The 17,285-nt window shown below is 51.8% G+C and carries 16 protein-coding genes and 3 tRNA genes; 14 read left to right on the forward strand and 5 right to left on the reverse strand.

Features of this window, described 5'->3' with window-relative positions; all coding sequences use genetic code 11:
• Window positions 1–8: 8 nt before the first annotated feature.
• The 6 genes from BLV87_RS09855 to acpS are packed head-to-tail and all read left to right on the forward strand — an operon-like array spanning window position 9 to window position 3,750.
• Window positions 9–389, forward strand: a complete 381-nt coding sequence (locus BLV87_RS09855) for a DUF4845 domain-containing protein (protein ID WP_093068141.1) — start codon at window positions 9–11, stop codon at window positions 387–389.
• Window positions 386–1,051: a ribonuclease III gene (rnc, locus tag BLV87_RS09860; RefSeq protein WP_093068144.1), complete on the forward strand. Its 666-nt coding sequence runs from the start codon at window positions 386–388 to the stop codon at window positions 1,049–1,051. Before BLV87_RS09855 ends, rnc begins: the two co-directional genes overlap by 4 nt.
• The gene (gene era / locus BLV87_RS09865; protein ID WP_093068146.1) at window positions 1,048–1,953 is read left to right on the forward strand and encodes a GTPase Era; all 906 of its coding nucleotides are present in this window, start codon (window positions 1,048–1,050) and stop codon (window positions 1,951–1,953) included. Before rnc ends, era begins: the two co-directional genes overlap by 4 nt.
• Window positions 1,954–2,643: a DNA repair protein RecO gene (gene recO / locus BLV87_RS09870; protein ID WP_093068149.1), complete on the forward strand. Its 690-nt coding sequence runs from the start codon at window positions 1,954–1,956 to the stop codon at window positions 2,641–2,643. It begins immediately after the preceding gene.
• On the forward strand, window positions 2,636–3,370 hold the full coding sequence (pdxJ, locus tag BLV87_RS09875; protein WP_093068152.1) for a pyridoxine 5'-phosphate synthase: 735 nt from the start codon (window positions 2,636–2,638) through the stop codon (window positions 3,368–3,370). Before recO ends, pdxJ begins: the two co-directional genes overlap by 8 nt.
• Window positions 3,367–3,750 carry a holo-ACP synthase gene (acpS, locus tag BLV87_RS09880; RefSeq protein ID WP_093068154.1) on the forward strand — a complete coding sequence of 128 codons (384 nt, stop codon included), beginning with the start codon at window positions 3,367–3,369 and terminating at the stop codon, window positions 3,748–3,750. Before pdxJ ends, acpS begins: the two co-directional genes overlap by 4 nt.
• Here acpS and BLV87_RS09885 read toward each other — a convergent pair.
• Window positions 3,694–5,502: an ATP-binding protein gene (locus BLV87_RS09885; RefSeq protein ID WP_093068157.1), complete on the reverse strand. Its 1,809-nt coding sequence runs from the start codon at window positions 5,500–5,502 to the stop codon at window positions 3,694–3,696. The genes acpS and BLV87_RS09885 overlap by 57 nt on opposite strands.
• 186 nt (window positions 5,503–5,688) lie before the next feature.
• Here BLV87_RS09885 and cysM point away from each other — a divergent pair, with 186 nt between their 5' ends.
• From cysM to BLV87_RS09920, 7 genes are all read left to right on the forward strand, one after another.
• Window positions 5,689–6,582, forward strand: coding sequence for a cysteine synthase CysM (gene cysM, locus BLV87_RS09890; protein WP_093068159.1), 894 nt, complete (start codon window positions 5,689–5,691; stop codon window positions 6,580–6,582).
• Window positions 6,583–6,596: 14 nt separating this feature from the next.
• Window positions 6,597–7,376: a 3'-5' exonuclease gene (locus tag BLV87_RS09895; protein WP_093068162.1), complete on the forward strand. Its 780-nt coding sequence runs from the start codon at window positions 6,597–6,599 to the stop codon at window positions 7,374–7,376.
• Window positions 7,373–8,737, forward strand: coding sequence for a 23S rRNA (uracil(1939)-C(5))-methyltransferase RlmD (gene rlmD, locus BLV87_RS09900; RefSeq protein ID WP_093068165.1), 1,365 nt, complete (start codon window positions 7,373–7,375; stop codon window positions 8,735–8,737). The genes BLV87_RS09895 and rlmD overlap by 4 nt, the downstream gene beginning before the upstream one ends.
• 23 nt (window positions 8,738–8,760) lie before the next feature.
• Window positions 8,761–10,770: an NAD-dependent DNA ligase LigA gene (ligA, locus tag BLV87_RS09905; protein ID WP_093068168.1), complete on the forward strand. Its 2,010-nt coding sequence runs from the start codon at window positions 8,761–8,763 to the stop codon at window positions 10,768–10,770.
• Between the two features lie 72 nt (window positions 10,771–10,842).
• Window positions 10,843–10,917, forward strand: a tRNA-Gly gene (locus BLV87_RS09910).
• Between the two features lie 51 nt (window positions 10,918–10,968).
• Window positions 10,969–11,043, forward strand: a tRNA-Gly gene (locus tag BLV87_RS09915).
• A 30-nt stretch (window positions 11,044–11,073) separates the two neighbouring features.
• A tRNA-Cys gene (locus BLV87_RS09920) sits at window positions 11,074–11,147 on the forward strand.
• A gap of 113 nt (window positions 11,148–11,260) precedes the next feature.
• On the opposite strand, the gene BLV87_RS09925 is transcribed toward BLV87_RS09920, so the two are convergent.
• The 4 genes from BLV87_RS09925 to BLV87_RS09940 form a co-directional block, all read right to left on the reverse strand.
• Window positions 11,261–12,853 carry a TRAP transporter large permease gene (locus tag BLV87_RS09925; protein ID WP_093068170.1) on the reverse strand — a complete coding sequence of 531 codons (1,593 nt, stop codon included), beginning with the start codon at window positions 12,851–12,853 and terminating at the stop codon, window positions 11,261–11,263.
• Window positions 12,850–13,392, reverse strand: coding sequence for a TRAP transporter small permease subunit (locus BLV87_RS09930; RefSeq protein ID WP_245706986.1), 543 nt, complete (start codon window positions 13,390–13,392; stop codon window positions 12,850–12,852). The genes BLV87_RS09925 and BLV87_RS09930 overlap by 4 nt, the downstream gene beginning before the upstream one ends.
• Before the next feature lie 104 nt (window positions 13,393–13,496).
• Window positions 13,497–14,768: a DEAD/DEAH box helicase gene (locus tag BLV87_RS09935; RefSeq protein WP_217629975.1), complete on the reverse strand. Its 1,272-nt coding sequence runs from the start codon at window positions 14,766–14,768 to the stop codon at window positions 13,497–13,499.
• Window positions 14,769–14,852: 84 nt separating this feature from the next.
• Entirely contained in the window at window positions 14,853–15,965 is a 1,113-nt protein-coding gene (locus BLV87_RS09940) for a TRAP transporter substrate-binding protein (protein WP_093068175.1), read from the reverse strand.
• Between the two features lie 90 nt (window positions 15,966–16,055).
• Here BLV87_RS09940 and BLV87_RS09945 point away from each other — a divergent pair, with 90 nt between their 5' ends.
• Window positions 16,056–17,276, forward strand: a complete 1,221-nt coding sequence (locus BLV87_RS09945; RefSeq protein ID WP_093068177.1) for an argininosuccinate synthase — start codon at window positions 16,056–16,058, stop codon at window positions 17,274–17,276.
• Window positions 17,277–17,285 lie beyond the last annotated feature (9 nt).

The raw sequence follows: 17,285 nt of genomic DNA on the forward strand, positions 1-17,285 counted from the left end.
AAAGCAGTATGCGTAAACAGAAAGGTGCAACATTTTTGACATGGGTTGCGGGCGTAGGCGTGGTGATTTTTGCTTTCATTACAGTAGTAAAGCTTGTCCCTTTGTATATGGAGTTTTACACGGTGCGTTCACTCGTAGATCGTGTAGCGCAGGAGTCTTCGAGTAAGAGTTCGCTGCAGCAAATTCGGCGTAAAGTTGATGATTACATGAATGTGAATGGTTTGAATTCCTTGTCATCTAAGGATTTCCAAGTCGTGCCAGTGGAAGGCAAGAATAATGTCAAAGCACTTGAGATATACTATGAAGTACGTAAGCCTTGGGTGGCGAACATTGATTTTTTGATGACATTTGAATATTCCAAAGAGCTGGGAGTGGCTAGCGATACTTGAACAAATTGACCAAGCTACTGGGTAGCGAATTGATGGCGACGGATACCTTTATTCGCGCCATCACCCACCGCAGTGCGGAAGGGAAGCATAACGAGCGCATGGAGTTCCTTGGTGATAGCGTGCTTGGGCTAATTATCACCACGGAGCTTTATCAGCGGATCCCACGGGCAAGTGAAGGTTACTTGAGTCGTTTGCGTGCGTCACTGGTGAATGAAAATGCACTGGCGGGAATTGCTTCAGAACTGGCTATTGGTGATTTTTTACGGCTAGGGCAGGGTGAGCTGAAAAGTGGCGGTTTTCGGCGCAAATCCATTATTGCAGATGCGTTTGAGGCGATTGTCGGTTGCATTTATTTGGAGCAGGGCATGGAGTCTGCGAAGGCTTTTGTGTTGACCGCTTATGGTGAGCGGCTGGATAATTTACCGACTGAAGACAGTCTTAAAGACCCTAAGAGCCGCTTGCAAGAGTTCTTGCAATCACGCGGATATGACTTGCCAGAATACAACCTGATTGACACGCAAGGCGAAGCACATCGCCAAACCTTTACGGCAGAATGCGTTATCCCCAAACTCAATATCCGTACTACCGGTACTTCTGGTAGCCGACGTAAAGCCGAGCAGGAAGCCGCCGAACTCGCCTTTCAACAGGTAACAGCCAAATGACAGAATCGATTTCTCCTTCTCAACGTTGCGGCTATGTTGCGATTGTGGGTCGCCCGAATGTAGGCAAATCCACGCTGATGAACTGGTTGATTGGTTTCAAAGTGTCTGCCACGGCGAATAAGCCGCAAACCACACGCCACAGCATTCGCGGCATTTTGACCGAAGACGATTACCAGATGATTTTCGTGGATACGCCGGGTATTCACCGGACTTCCAAGAGCTTGCTGAATAAAACCATCAATCTTGAAGCTGTTGCCGCTCTGGAAGGCGTGGATGCGGTGGTGATGATCGTGGAGGCGCTGAAATGGCAAGATGAAGACGATTTGGTATTGCAACGCTTGGGGCATGTTACTTGCCCAGTGTTTTTGGTTGCCAACAAAGTTGACCGCGTTGATCGGAAAGAGCGTTTGCTGACTTGGTTGCCGGAAGTGTTGAAGAAATACCCGTTCAAGGAAATTTTCCCGCTTTCCGCCACCAAAGGCACGAATACTCAGCAACTGAAAGCCGCATTGGCGAAAGTCATGCCGCAGCAAGATTGGGTTTACGCCGAAGACGATGTGACCGACCAATCCACCCGTTTTATTTGTGGCGAGTTGATTCGCGAACAGTTGATGACGTATTTGCATCAGGAAATGCCGTATTCCACCGCGATTGAAATTGAAACTTTCGAGGAAAAACCGAAACTCACCGAAATTAACGCGGTGATTTGGGTCAGCCGCGAAAACCAGAAAGGCATTGTGATCGGTAATCGTGGCGATACCCTCAAGCGCATTGGCAGCTCGGCACGGATTGCGCTGGAAGCTTTCCTTGAGCGCAAGGTGATGTTGAAATTGTGGGTGCGGGTCGAAGAAAATTGGGAAAACAGCCCACGGCATCTGCAAAGTTTGGGGATTTCAACCTGAGTGTCACCGGAGCTTTCGCCAGCCTTCATCCTGCGGCGTAATCCTTACCGCGACACCAGCTTATTGCTGGATATGTTTACCCGCGATGCTGGCAAAATTACTTGCGTCGCCAAATTCGGGCAGGGCAAAAACTCACGCTCCAAAGGAATGCTCGAACCCTTCCGCCAACTCGATGCAAGTTGGACGGGCAAGGGCGAAGTCTTCACCCTGTTCAATGCCGAAGAAAAACGCCGTTTCCCGCTAAAAGCTGTTGGATTGGTGCGGGCGGTATACGCCAACGAATTGCTGTTACGGGCATTGTGGCAACACCAGCCGCAGCCGGAATTATTCGCCCAATACCAGCAAACGCTGTTTCGTCTCGAAAACCTCGCTGACGTACTCGCACTGCCGTTGTTTGAACTGGACGTGCTGGCAATGGCGGGCTATGTTCTCAACCTGTGGCACGATGACGCAGCAGGGCATGACATTGAACCCGCAATGCGTTACCGTTTCCGCCCCGACCATGGTTTGTATGCGGATGTGGGGGAGGGTAAAGGTGTGCCAATTTCGGGTAACTTGCTGATTGCATTGCGCGAACCCGAAGCGATGAACCCCGATCAGCGGCTGGAATTGCGCCATACCCTTGATTACCTGATCCAGATGTTGCTGAAAGGCAAAACCTTGAATGCGAGAAAATTGTTCCATGAATAAGATCGAACTCGGTGTCAATATTGACCACATCGCCACCTTGCGCCAAGCACGCGGCACGGCTTACCCCGATTTGCTGGACGCGGTGCGCTTAGTGGAAGACGCTGGCGCACACGCGATTACCATCCATTTGCGCGAAGATCGCCGCCATATTCAGGACGCGGATGTGTACGCGATTCGCCAAATGTGTACTCGCCGCTTGAATCTGGAACTGGCAGCCACCGATGAAATGGTTGGGATTGCTTGTGACGTATTGCCGAATGATGCTTGCGTCGTCCCCGAAAAACGCGAAGAACTCACTACCGAAGGCGGTTTGGACATTATCGGGCAATTCGAGCGTGTACGCAGCGTGACCCAACGCTTGAATGCGGCAAATATCCGCGTGTCGCTGTTTATCGAGCCGGATATTGAGCAAATTCGCCGCGTGCCGGACATTGGTGCACCCGTAATCGAATTGCATACCGGCACGTATGCGAATGCTACGGGGGAATCGAAACAGCACGAACTGCGACGAATTCAAGAAGCCACTGAATTTGCCCACAACCTCGGCATTCAGGTGAACGCGGGGCATGGGCTGGATTACGACAATACCCAGGCGATTGCTGCTATCCCACAAATTCATGAACTCAATATCGGGCATTCGATGGTGGCGCGGGCGGTATTTGTCGGTATCCGCCAAGCGACGGTGGAAATGCTGGAGTTGATGCAAGCAGTCAGAGCGGGTGCATGACCATTCTTGGCATTGGCACGGACATCGTGGAAATCGCTCGCCTTGCAGCCACTCTGCAACGCCACCCCAAACGCTTTCCTGAACGCATCCTGCACCCCAATGAGCTTGAACGTTTCGCCAGTCAAGCCAACCCCATCGCATGGCTGGCGAAACGCTTTGCTACCAAAGAAGCCCTTGCTAAAGCTCTTGGCACAGGTATTGGCAAAGAAGTCCGCTTGCAAGAAATCGAAACCACCCACGATCCACGCGGCAAACCACTGCTGCAATTGCACGGCGTAACGTTGACAACTGCCACAGCAATGGGCGTAACGTCATGCCAGCTTTCAGTCGCCGATGAGCGTACCCACGCGCTCGCTTTCGTGATTTTGGTGGGGATCTGACGTGGCACACCACTTGTGCAATTCCGCTACTAACGTCGGCGTATCCAATGGCTTACCCAAATGCCCGTTCATTCCCGCTTTCAAGCATTCGGCAATGTCAGCCGACATCGTATTCGCCGTCAATGCAATCACCGGAATGGCTGGGTTGCGTACTGCGGTCATTCCCGCGTGAATACTGCTCCCGCGTATGTGGCGGCAGGCTTCCAGACCGTCGCATTCGGGCATTTGCACATCCATCAGCACTAAATCGTAGTCGGCATCAATCAGGTGTTGGATAGCTTGTGTGCCGTTTTCCACGATCTCAACATGGGTTAGCCCCAAGGTTTCGAGCATGGCTTGGGCGATGATTTGGTTAATCGGGTTGTCTTCTGCCAGCAAAATACGGCAGTCAGGGTTTAGCGGTGCATCCGGCGGTATTGCGGTGGCTGGTATTGTCTCAGGTATTGGTGTGGCTACCTGATACGGTAGCTCGAACCAGAAACACGAGCCTCGCCCTTCTTCACTGTGCATTCCAATCTCGCCGTGCATTAGGCTGACTAACTGCTTGGAAATCGCCAATCCCAACCCCGTGCCGCCGTATTTACGTGCGGTTGACGATTCCATTTGCTGGAAACTTTGGAACAACAGCCGTTGCTTATCCGCTGCAATGCCAATGCCGGTGTCAGTAATGTCAAAGCGCAGCCGTTCGCTATTTTCCGTGCGTTTAATGGTCAGTGTGATCGCGCCCACCTCGGTGAACTTAATGGCATTGCCGAGTAAGTTGAGCAAGATTTGTTGGGTGCGGATTTCATCGCCAAGCAAATAAGGCGCAATGTCGGCACTGATATTGATGGTAAACGCCAGCCCTTTTTCTTTGGCACGAATTTCCAGCAAATGCTGTAAATGTGCCACCATATCGCGTAGGGGATAGCTGGTTTGTTCTAACACCATTTTACCTGCTTCGATCTTAGAAAAATCCAGCAAGTCATTCAGCAATGCCAATAGCGTTTTGCCGCTGCGGTGGATCAGAGCAACGTATTGCTGCTGTTCCGCCGTTTTTACCAACGGGGTAAGCAATTCGCTTGCGCCCAGAATACCGTTCATCGGGGTGCGTAATTCATGGCTCATGTTGGCCAGAAACTGGCTTTTGGCTTGGTTAGCGACTTCGGCGGTTTCCTTGGCGGCTGCCAATTTAGCAGCTTGCTGTTCCAGTAAATCATTTTTGTACAGGAGTTGGTAATAGTCGCGGTGGAGACTCTTGCCAAAAGTTTGGGTGACAATGCTGAACAGAAGTAACGACAAGGCGATGGTATAAGCACTGGCAGTACCCATGCTCACCAGTACAATCACTGGTGGCCAAATCATGATATTGACGTAGGCGATAAACAAGGGGTTGTGCGGCGCAAGGCTGGTGGTTGTGCCGACACACAGCATTAACAGTGGCATTAACATCAGCGTTCCTTGCTCCGCCAGCCCGACATGCACCAACCCCCACGCAGTGAACAGCGCCCAGACACTGACGGATATTATCAGGTTGCTACCTAGCAGAAGCCGTGCGCTATCGGGTCGTGTTTGGTAGCGGACAGGGAATTGTTTCAATAATAAAAAACGTATGCCACCAAGTATCAACATCAACAGACCCACACCGTAAACGAGAGGACGGTTGTGCTGCTCAATATCCGTTCCCAACACCAACACGATCCAACTAATGATGTAAGGGAACACGCCATTGATCGAGCGGCGGCTTAGATCATAGTCGCTTTTGATACGCATGGCGGCTGATACAGGGACGTTTCCTACGGATACAGAATTCACACGACTTCCGATTTGTTTTTATGATGAGTGGTAGTGACGTTACCGCATTACTGCTTAAGGTCAAGTCAAATCCGCCAGTAGGTAGCGAATCCGGGGGGTGGCTGGTAAGCTCTCTACCTTGACACAAAATCAAGAGCGCAGGACATGCATTACCCCACCATTGAAGATTTCATCGGCAATACCCCGCTAGTACGCCTGCAACGTTTGCCGGGGCAAACCACCAATACGATTCTGGTCAAACTGGAAGGCAATAATCCGGCAGGTTCGGTGAAAGACCGCCCTGCATTGAGCATGATTCAGCGAGCAGAAGCGCGCGGCGACATTCAACCGGGTGATACCCTGATAGAAGCTACCAGCGGTAATACCGGGATTGCGTTGGCAATGGCAGCGGCGATCAAGGGTTATAAAATGATCTTGATCATGCCAGAAACCATGAGTGCCGAACGCCGCGCTTCCATGAAAGCCTATGGCGCGGAATTGATCCTTGTCAGCAAAGAAGCGAGTATGGAGGGAGCGCGTGACCTTGCCATGCAAATGGATCGTGACGGCAAAGGTAAGTTGCTGAATCAGTTTGCCAATGAAGATAATCCGCTGGCGCACTTCCATTCCACGGGGCCGGAAATCTGGCGTGATACCCACGGGCAGGTGACGCATTTTGTCAGCAGCATGGGCACAACGGGGACGATTATGGGCACGGGGCGTTTCCTTAAATCCAAGAACCCAGATGTGCAAATTGTGGGAGTGCAACCGGCGACGCAAACCGACCAGATTCCGGGGATTCGCCGTTGGACACCGGAGTATTTGCCGGAAATTTTCCACCGCGATGAAGTTGACCGCGAAATGGACATGAGCCAGATGGAGGCGGAAGAGACTATGCGCCGTCTTGCCTCGGAAGAGGGTATTTTCTGCGGTGTGTCATCGGGCGGGGCGGTAGCAGCGGCATTGCGCTTATCTAAAGAAGTCGAGAATGCCACTATTGTGGCGATTATTTGTGATCGGGGGGATCGTTATATCTCTACCGGTGTTTTTCCTGCTTAATTAAAAGAATCAATATGAACACCTTAGTCTTCGACATCGAAACCATCCCCGACATTGAGGGTGGGCGCAAACTCTACGACCTTGGCGACCTCGACGCTGACGGCATCGCCAAAGCCATGTACCACCTGCGTTTCCAGAAAACCGGCACGGAATTTCTGGCGCACCACCTGCACCGTATCGTGGCCATTTCCGTCACCTTCCGGGGGCGCGGCGATGAATTCAAGGTGTGGACGCTAGGCGATGAATCTGCCGACGAAAAGGAAATCCTGCAACGCTTTTTCGACGGCATCGACCGCTACACTCCCACCATCGTGTCGTGGAACGGCAGCGGTTTCGACCTGCCTGTGATCCACTACCGTGCCATGAAGCACAAAATTTCTGCGCCGCGCTACTGGGACATGGGCGAAGATGACAGCAGCTTCAAGTGGAACAACTACATTAGCCGCTACCATACCCGCCATACCGATTTGATGGATTTACTGGCACTTTACAGCGGACGTGCCAATGCGCCATTGGACGAACTCGCCACCCTGTTCGGTTTCCCCGGCAAAATGGGCATGAGCGGTGCAAAGGTTTGGGATGCATACCAAGAAGGCAAGATCGTCGACATCCGCAATTACTGCGAAACCGACGTGCTGAATACTTGGCTGGTTTATCTGCGCTTCCAGTTGATGCGCGGGCACATTAGCCACGAAAAATACGACATTGAATGTGCGTTGGTGCGCAAACACCTCCAGCATTCTGGCAAGGAACATTTACAAGCCTTTGAAGCCGCATGGGAGGCGGGTGCATGAGCCGACACAGAAAACCCAAGGGCGTACAGAACAGCCCATTAGTCGAAACCACCATCGAATCCCTGACCCTCGAAGGGCAGGGTGTCACGCACATCGACGGCAAAACTGTGTTCATCGACGGCGCTTTGCCGGGGGAAACCGTCACCTTCCGCTATACCTCGCACAAACAAAAGCATGACATTGGCAAGGTTGAAACCATCCTCACGCCATCACCGGATCGGGTCGAACCCAAGTGCGAACACTTCGGCGTGTGCGGTGCATGTAGCTGGCAACACATCTCCCTTGAAGCGCAAATCCGCTACAAACAACGTGCCATGCTCGACAACCTCAAACACATTGGCAAAGCCGAACCGGAAACCGTGTTTACACCCTTGACCGCTGACGGCTGGGCATATCGCCGCAAAGCCCGCCTTGGCGCAAAATGGGTGCGCAAAAAAGACAAAGCCCTCGTCGGCTTCCGTGAAAAAGAAGGCGGTTTTCTTGCCGAACTCAACCGTTGTGAAATCTTGCACCCCAGTATCGGCGAACACTTGCTCGACTTCCAAGCGCTGATTGCCAGCCTCGATGCACGTGAATCCATCCCACAAATCGAAACCGCCGTCGGTGATGGTGAGAATGCCACCGCGCTGATTTTTCGCCACATGGAAGAACTTTCCGAGGGGGATACCGCCAAGCTGTTGGCGTTTGGCAAGCAGTTCAACTACCAGATATATTTGCAGCCGAAGGGGCCTGAAACCGTCCATTGCCTCTATCGTCCCCTGAGCGAAGTCGAAGGGAACCCCGCAGAGTTATATTACGAACACCCGCAATTCAATACACGGGTTAATTTCATGCCGCTGGACTTTATTCAAGTCAACCAGCCGCTGAATCGTGCAATGGTGGTGCGTGCGCTGGAATTGCTTGCGCCCGAACCGACTGATACCGTGCTGGATTTGTTTTGCGGCTTAGGCAATTTCACCCTGCCCTTAGCGCGGCTGGCGGCGCAAGTGATCGGTGTGGAAGGCGAACAAACAATGGTGGAACGTGCGCGGGCGGCGGCCCATGCCAATGGCATTATGAATACCGATTACCACGTTTGTAATCTGATGGGCGATCAATTGCAGCACGAACCGTGGCTGAAGAAAAACCGCTACGACAAGATTTTGCTCGACCCACCGCGTGCGGGCGCGAAAGAAATCATTGCTCATTTTGGCAAGCTCAACGCGGGGCGGATTGTGTATGTATCGTGTGACCCGGCAACGCTGGCGCGGGATACTTACGAGCTGGTTCATGAACACGGCTACCGTTTGATGGGGGCGGGCGTGATGGATATGTTCCCGCATACTTCGCATGTCGAGTCGATTGCGATTTTTGAAAAATAATATAAATAACAAAGGGATAGTCCATGCAAGCATTACAACAACAGCTTGAAAAGCTACGTAAACAACTGCGTTACCACAATCACTTGTATTACGTGCTGGATGACCCGCAAATCCCCGACGTGGAGTACGACCGTCTGTTCCGCGAGTTGCAGGCATTGGAAATCGCCCATCCAGAGCTAATAACGCCCGATTCACCCACGCAGCGCGTCGGGGCGGCACCGCTTACCGAATTCGGCGAAATTAAACACGCTATCCCGATGCTGTCTTTGGGCAACGTGTTCAGCAATGAGGAATTGCTAGCGTTCGACAAACGCATTCACGACCGCCTTAAGTCCGATTCCGAAACCGAATTCGTCGCCGAACCCAAACTCGACGGTTTGGCGATCAGTATTCTCTACGAAAATGGTGTATTCATCCGCGCTGCCACCCGTGGCGATGGCGAAACCGGCGAAGATGTGACCCACAACGTGCGTACCATTGCCTCCGTACCATTGCGCTTGCTGGGGGAAGGTTGTCCGGCGGTGTTGGAAGTGCGTGGCGAAATCTACATGCCCAAAGCGGGGTTTGAAGCCTTCAACGCCAAAATGCGGGCATTGGGTGAGAAAACCTTCGTTAACCCGCGCAATGCGGCGGCGGGCAGTTTGCGCCAACTGGATCCGCGCCTGACGGCGCAACGTCCGCTGGATATTTTTTGCTACGCGGTAGGTTTGGTGGAAGGCGGCATAGTACCGGATACCCATTACGCGATTCTGCAACAATTCCGCGCATGGGGTTTGCGGGTTTGCCCGGATATTCGCATTGTGCAGGGTGCGCAAGGCTGTTTGGACTATTTCCACGAGATTGGTGCACGGCGTAACAGCTTACCCTACGACATCGACGGCGTGGTTTATAAGGTCAATAGCATTGCGCTCCAGCAAGAACTCGGCTTTATCAGCCGTGCGCCGCGCTGGGCAGTGGCACACAAATTTCCCGCACAAGAGGAGATCACCGAACTCGAAGGGGTTGATTTCCAAGTCGGGCGTACCGGCGCACTCACCCCTGTAGCACGTCTCAAACCGGTATTCGTCGGCGGCGTGACCGTCAGCAATGCTACGTTGCACAATATGGATGAAATCGAGCGCAAAGACGTGCGTATTGGTGACTTTGTGATCGTGCGCAGGGCAGGGGACGTGATTCCCGAAATCGCCAGCGTGATTCTCGAACGCCGTCCTGCTGGTGCAACACCGATTATGATGCCCACCCATTGCCCAGTGTGTGGGTCAGAGGTGAAACGCTCCGAAGGTGAGGCCGTCGCCCGCTGTACTGGCGGTTTGTATTGCCCCGCGCAAGTCAAAGAAGCCATCAAACACTTTGCCTCGCGCAAAGCGATGAATATCGACGGCTTAGGCGACAAAATGGTGGAGCAATTGTTTGATGCTGGTTTGATCCGTCACGTTGACGACCTCTACAGTCTGGATGTGGAGGCTGTCGCAGCGTTGGAGCGCATGGGCAAGAAATCTGCCGAAAACCTCATTGCCGCGCTCGAAAGCAGCAAATCCACCACGTTGGAACGCTTTATTTACGCCCTCGGCATCCGCAATGCGGGCGAAGGTACTGCCAAAGGCTTGGCACGCTATTTCGGCTCACTGGAGGCGATTCAAGCCGCCAATGAAGAAACGCTGAAACTTGTGCCTGATATTGGCGTGATTGTCGCGGCGAATATTGCTCAGTTTTTCGCAGAAGCCCATAACCGCGATACCATCCAGCACTTACGCGATTTGGGTGTGCATTGGTCAAACTACGAAGCCAAACCTGCTGAAGTGTTGCCGTTAGCGGGCAAGACTTACGTGATTACCGGAACATTGAGCCGTTCGCGTGATGACATCAAAGCGGATCTGGAAGCATTAGGGGCGAAAGTCTCTGGCAGCGTTTCCAAGAAAACCACCGCATTGATTGCAGGCGAAAACGCGGGTTCAAAGTTGGACAAAGCAGAAAGTCTGGGGATCACAGTGCTCGATGAGGCTGCTTTGTCGGTCTTGTTAAGCCGCTTATAGCGCGGTTTGAAAAAAAATAGCATCAGCAGTTGACAGAAAAGGCTGCTATCATTAAGATTCGCAGCCTGTTCAGCGGGAATAGCTCAGTGGTAGAGCACAACCTTGCCAAGGTTGGGGTCGCGAGTTCGAGCCTCGTTTCCCGCTCCAAATTCAAAGAAAGTACGCATACCATCCGTGCTTTTGGTGCTAAGTCAATACGCGGGAATAGCTCAGTGGTAGAGCACAACCTTGCCAAGGTTGGGGTCGCGAGTTCGAGCCTCGTTTCCCGCTCCAATTTTCTAACAGTGGTTCACCCACAACTCAGGCTGAATAGCATAGTGGTAATGCACCGGATTGCAAATCCGAGTACCTCAGTTCGATTCTGAGTTCAGCCTCCATCTGTATACTTCCTCCAAAATCATAGAAGCACTTTATGATGACTGTCTGTATTCCCTGTAGCCTTAGCATGGGAGTACAAGAAATCCAGTCCCTTGTACTCACGTTTTAGCTGCTATTTATCCAATTGGAAATTTAGCTCGTTACTGTCTGTTTTGGGTGGATCGACAGCTTGAGTGGGTGGTTGTCCATCCAACTTGAACTGTAATTCGTTACTGCCTGAACTGGCGTCTGGTGGTTTAGCACTTTCCATTTGGAAATTGATTTCCTGACCCTGTGTCACGGGTGCATGACCTTTATCCAAGAACGCTGTTACCAGCCCCGGTGAGAACATGACAATGATCGTCATGACCATTTGTAAGCCTACCCAAGGTAATGCTCCCCAGTAAATGTCACTGCTTTTCACTGCTTTGGGCGCAACGCCACGTAAGTAGAACAGTGCAAACCCAAACGGTGGATGCATAAACGATGTCTGGATATTCACGCTCAGGGTAATCCCAAACCAGATCAAGGCCGCAGTGGCAGCCGCTTGTTCATTACCACCGAAACTCGCTAATAACACCGGTGTCAGGATTTTCTGCGCCACTGGTGCGAGTAATGGCACGAGAATGAACACGATTTCAAAGAAATCAAGGAAGAACGCGAGGAAGAAAATAAACAGATTGACGATAATCAGAAAACTGATCCAACCACCCGGCAAATCCGAAAATAAGCTTTCCACCCAATGTCCACCATCCACACCTTGGAACACCACCGAAAATGTGGTTGCACCGATAAGAATGAATACCACCATTGAGGTAATCCGCGCGGTATTTTTGTAAGCTTGCCTGATCAGGCTCCACCATTCTGTCGTGCCGCCAAGCTGTTTACGCCGTAAGAACGCTAGAAAAACTGCTCCCATTGCCCCCATTGCGCCCGATTCCGTTGGGGTGGCAATGCCCAACATGATCGTGCCAAGTACCAAGAAAATCAGTACCGCCGTTGGGATAATGCCGCGCAGGGCTTTTTTCCACAAGGCAGCACCTTTCAGGCTAATCTCGTTTTCAGGAATCGGTGGCAGCCAATCAGGGCGAATGCGGGTGAGGAAAAACGTATAGGCCATGAACAAGCCGATTTGCAGCAGGGCAGGAATCCACGCCCCTAAATACATGCTGCCTACATCGGCACTCGCGGTCGGTGTTTTTAACTGATCCGCTAGGATAATGAGCACTAAGGAAGGTGGCACAATTTGCGCAATGGTTCCTGAAGCGGCTAATACGCCCGTGGTGTACCGCATATTGTAGCCGTAGCGCATCATGACTGGCAGTGAAATCATCGCCATGGCGATCACTTGTGCCGCGACAGTACCGGTAATTGCACCCAGCACAAAGCTCACCAAAATCACCGAATAACCCAAACCGCCGTGAACTCGCCCGAATAACTGCCCCATTGAATCGAGCATGTCTTCGGCAAGGCGGCTGCGTTCCAGCACTGCACCCATGAAGGTGAAAAACGGTATCGCCAGCAGCAACTCATTGGCAATAACACTGCCAAAAATTCGCTGCGGAATTGCTTGCAAAAAAGACAATGAGAAAAAGCCCATTTCGATCGAAATAAAGCCGAAAAACAGCCCAACCGCCATCAATGAAAACGCGACCGGAAAGCCGACCAGCATGAACAGTACCAACCCCGCGAACATGAGAAAGGGCATCATTTCTAAGGTAATCATTGCTCTGGCCTCTCGTAGTGGGTATTAAGCTGGAGTTTGCCTTTGAGTGCGGCGAAGCGTTTTACCAATTCCGATAAGCCTTGCAAGACCAGTAAGCCGAAGCCGAGTGGGAGCATGAATTTGATCGGGTAACGTGGCAACCCACCGGAATTGCTGGAATGCTCCAGAATATCCCATGATGGCAGGAACAACGTTTTCCACGACAGCCATGCAAACAGGGCGCAAGCGGGGAGCAAGAATAGCAGTAGACCAAAAATGTCGATCCACAAGCGAGTACGCTCAGAGACATTGCCGTAGATAATGTCGACACGCACATGCCCGTTTTGTGCCAACGTGTGGGATGCACCGAGCATGACCGCTGCTCCAAACAAATACCATTGCAACTCCAGCGGCCAGTTGTCGCTAAGGTCAAAGCCGTAACGTAATAAGGCGTTGCTTGCATTGACCACACAGGCTAGTAAGATCAATATGTTAGCAAGCTGTCCAAACCAGCCGTTGAGCATGTCAACAGCGTGAGAGAAGCGTATGAATGGTTGCAAATTTGAACCCTCATGGTGGCAATGGAGGCAATAAGTGTGCATTTACTCAGAGTGAATGGCAAGGTTATCAATGTGGTGGTGCAGTACCACGAAGCTCAAGGTGGCTAACGCTTTTTGCCTTTTTTGAGTGCTGCTGCTTTTTTGGCAAGTTTTTTCTTTTTACTACCGGCGGCTTTTCCGGATGCTTTGAGTTTTTTGGGGCCGGTGTACGTGCCTTCCAAGCCTTTTATGCTGCGCCGTTTGAATTGTTGTTTCAAAAAGCGCTCAATATTTACCATCAAATTCCATTCGCTGCTTTGTATCAGCGCAATGGTCAGACCGCGTGTTGCGCCGCGTCCGGTACGTCCAATGCGGTGAATGTAATGGATGCCAGTACGCGGCATATCAAAGTTAACGACCAACTCCACCCCCGGAATATCCAAACCCCGTGCGGCAAGGTCAGTCGCAATCAAAGTATTGATAGTGCCTTCCCGGAAGAGAGTCATGATACGGTTGCGTTCTTTTTGATCCATATCGCCATGTAACACCCCGCAACGTACCCGTTGTGCTTGCAAGACACCGCTCACATTATCGGCTTGTGCGCGGCTATTGGTGAATACCAAGGCTTTAACGAACGTTTCATTCAATAACAACCATGCGAGCAACCGTTGTTTGTGTTCGGTATTATCCGCAATGATGACTTGTTGCTCGATGTTATTATGCTGATCTTGCAGGGTATTTAACCCGATCATTTCCGGCTCGCGTAACACCCGTTCGGCGATTTTAATGATGCCCTCATGATTCAGCGTGGCGGAAAACAGGAGTGTTTGCCGTTGTTTGCTGCACTGTGCTGCAATGGCTTGCAAGTCGTGGCTGAACCCCATGTCCAGCATTCGGTCGGCTTCATCCAAAATCAGCACGTCTAGGTGGGAAAAGTCTGGGGTTTTTTCTGCCATCAATTCCAGCAAACGTCCAGGCGTGGAAATCACAATTTCAGTATTTTTACGCAACATGTTTTGTTGCACCCGGAAATCAGCCCCGCCGGTGATCAGCCCGACTTGCAAGCCCGTGAATGCCAGCAATTGTTGGCACTGCTGGTAAATTTGCTTGGCTAATTCGCGAGTGGGGACTAGTACCAACGCACGAGTACCGTACTGCTCCGCTGGATTGCTGAGTAAGTGCTGGATTGTCGGTAGTAAAAAGGCGGTGGTTTTACCACTGCCTGTTTCCGCGCTGACCAGCAAATCACAGCGTGTTAAAGCACGGGGTATGGCCGCTGCTTGGACGGCGGTGGGTTGCGTAAAGCCCATTTTTTGCACTGCCTGTAATAAGGGTTCAGCAATGGCAAAATCCGTGAAAGCAGGGGGAGGAGGTTCTGGCGTGAGGGCTGGTTCCATGGTGTGAGGTGTTTCCTTGAGAATAGCAAGATGGGGGGCATTCTGGCGTTTTAGACCGGGTGTTAACCCGGTCTAGAGCTGAGCTTAGAGTTTTTTGGAAAAAGCGAACTTGGCGTAGGATTGTTCTGCGACACTGAACCATTGGGCTTGGTTATTACGGAATATTTTCCAGTCGTCGTAGATCTTTTTGAATTTGGGGTTTTTGGCGGATTCTTCTTCGTAAGTTTCTACGGTGGCTTTGAAGCAGGCTTCCATGATTTCGTCACTGAACGAGCGTAATTTCACGCCGCTACCCACTAAATTAGCGAGTGCTTGTGGGTTCAATGCGTCATATTTCGCCTGCATGTCGTTGTGGGCTTGTTGGCAAGCGGCTTCCCACGCGGCTTTGTAAGCATCCGGTAATTTTTCCCACTGCTCTTTATTGACGTAGAATGAGAGTTGCGGGCCTGCTTCCCACCAGCCGGGAGTGTAGTAGTTTTTGACGATTTTGGCGAAACCGAGCTTTTCATCGTCGTAAGGGCCGACCCATTCCGCCGCGTCAATGGTGCCTTTTTCCAGCGCAGGGTAAATCTCGCCACCGGGTAATTGCTGTGGTACGACACCCAGCTTACTCAATACGCGCCCTGCAAAGCCACCAACGCGGAATTTTAAGCCTTCCAGATCTTTGACGGTGTTGATTTCTTTGTTGAACCAGCCGCCCATTTGCACGCCGGTATTGCCGCCCATGAAGTTGACCACATTGTATTCAGCGAAAAGTTCGCGCATCAGTTTCATGCCATTGCCATGCAACATCCATGCGGTTTGCTGGCGCGAGCTTAGGCCAAAAGGGACGGCACAATCGAAGGCGAGGGCAGGGTCTTTGCCGAAGTAATAGTAAGAGGCTGTGTGACCCGCTTCTACTGTGCCGTTCTGGATAGCATCCAAGACTTGTAAGCCGGGAACGATTTCGCCTGCTGCAAATACTTTTAGTGTGAATTTGCCCCCCGTGATTTTGGAAAGGGTCGAGGCGAGTACATCGGATGCGCCGTAAATGGTGTCGAGTGATTTGGGGAAACTGGAGGTTAAACGCCAACTGATGGTGGGTAAATCGCTTGAAGCGGCAGCTTTGGTAGTCTCGTCCGCTAATAGGGTGGCTGGTACAGCGGCTAAAGCAACGGTGCTGGCAGCAGCGTGCTTGAAGAATGAACGGCGTTCCATAGGTTCTCCTCTTTCTCGTTTGTAGTGCAAGGCGTGAGTGTAGCGCATATAATGCGCGGTTTCGATTACCACAACGGGAACACTTAAAACATGGCACAATCTGTCAAAAAAGTCGTGTTAGCCTACTCCGGCGGCTTGGATACCTCCATCATCGTGCGGTGGCTGCAAGAAAATTACGGGTGCGAAATCGTCACCTTTACTGCCGACATTGGTCAGGGCGAAGAAGTCGAGCCAGCCCGCTCCAAAGCTTTGGCAATGGGCATCAAGCCGGAAGAAATCTTCATCGAAGACCTGCGCGAAGAATTCGTGCGCGACTACGTGTTCCCGATGTTCCGCGCTAATACCATTTACGAAGGCGAATACCTGTTGGGTACATCCATCGCCCGCCCGTTGATCGCTAAACGCCTGATTGAAATCGCCAATGAAACCGGTGCAGATGCCATTTCCCACGGTGCGACCGGCAAGGGCAACGACCAAGTGCGCTTTGAGCTTGGTGCGTATGCGCTGAAACCGGGTGTCAAAGTGATTGCCCCTTGGCGCGAATGGGACATGAATTCCCGTGAAGCCCTGATGCAGTACGCTGAAAAGCACAATATTCCGGTTGATTTCAAGAAAGCGGGCAAGAAATCCCCGTACTCAATGGATGCCAACCTGCTGCACATCTCCTACGAAGGCGGTCCGTTGGAAGACCCTTGGTTTGAAGCCGAAGAGGATATGTGGCGTTGGAGCGTTTCCCCCGAAACTGCACCTGACAAGCCCACTTATGTCGAAATCACCTTCCAAGGCGGCGACCCAGTAGCACTGGATGGGCAATGTATGCCAGCCTCTGCCATCCTCGAAACCCTTAACAAATTGGGTGGCGCGAACGGTATCGGGCGTCTGGATTTGGTGGAAAACCGCTACGTCGGCATGAAATCACGCGGCTGCTACGAAACCCCCGGCGGCACGATTTTGTTGCCTGCGCACCGTGCGATTGAATCCCTCACGCTCGACCGCGAAGTCGCCCACCTGAAAGACAGCCTGATGCCCAAGTACGCCGAACTGGTTTACAACGGCTACTGGTGGAGTCCTGAGCGCAAGATGATGCAGCAAATGATTGACGCATCCCAAGCTTTCGTTAACGGCACGGTGCGCATGAAGTTGTACAAAGGTGCTGCAACCGTTGCCGGTCGTAAATCTGACGATAGCCTGTTTGATGCACGTATTGCCACGTTTGACGATGACGGCGGCGCTTACAACCAAAAAGATGCGGAAGGTTTCATCAAGCTGAATGCGCTGCGGATGCGAATTGCTGCGGTCAAGGGTCGTTAATTCCTGATG

Origin of the sequence: Thiothrix caldifontis (genome assembly GCF_900107695.1) — a bacterium.
Classification (GTDB): domain Bacteria; phylum Pseudomonadota; class Gammaproteobacteria; order Thiotrichales; family Thiotrichaceae; genus Thiothrix; species Thiothrix caldifontis.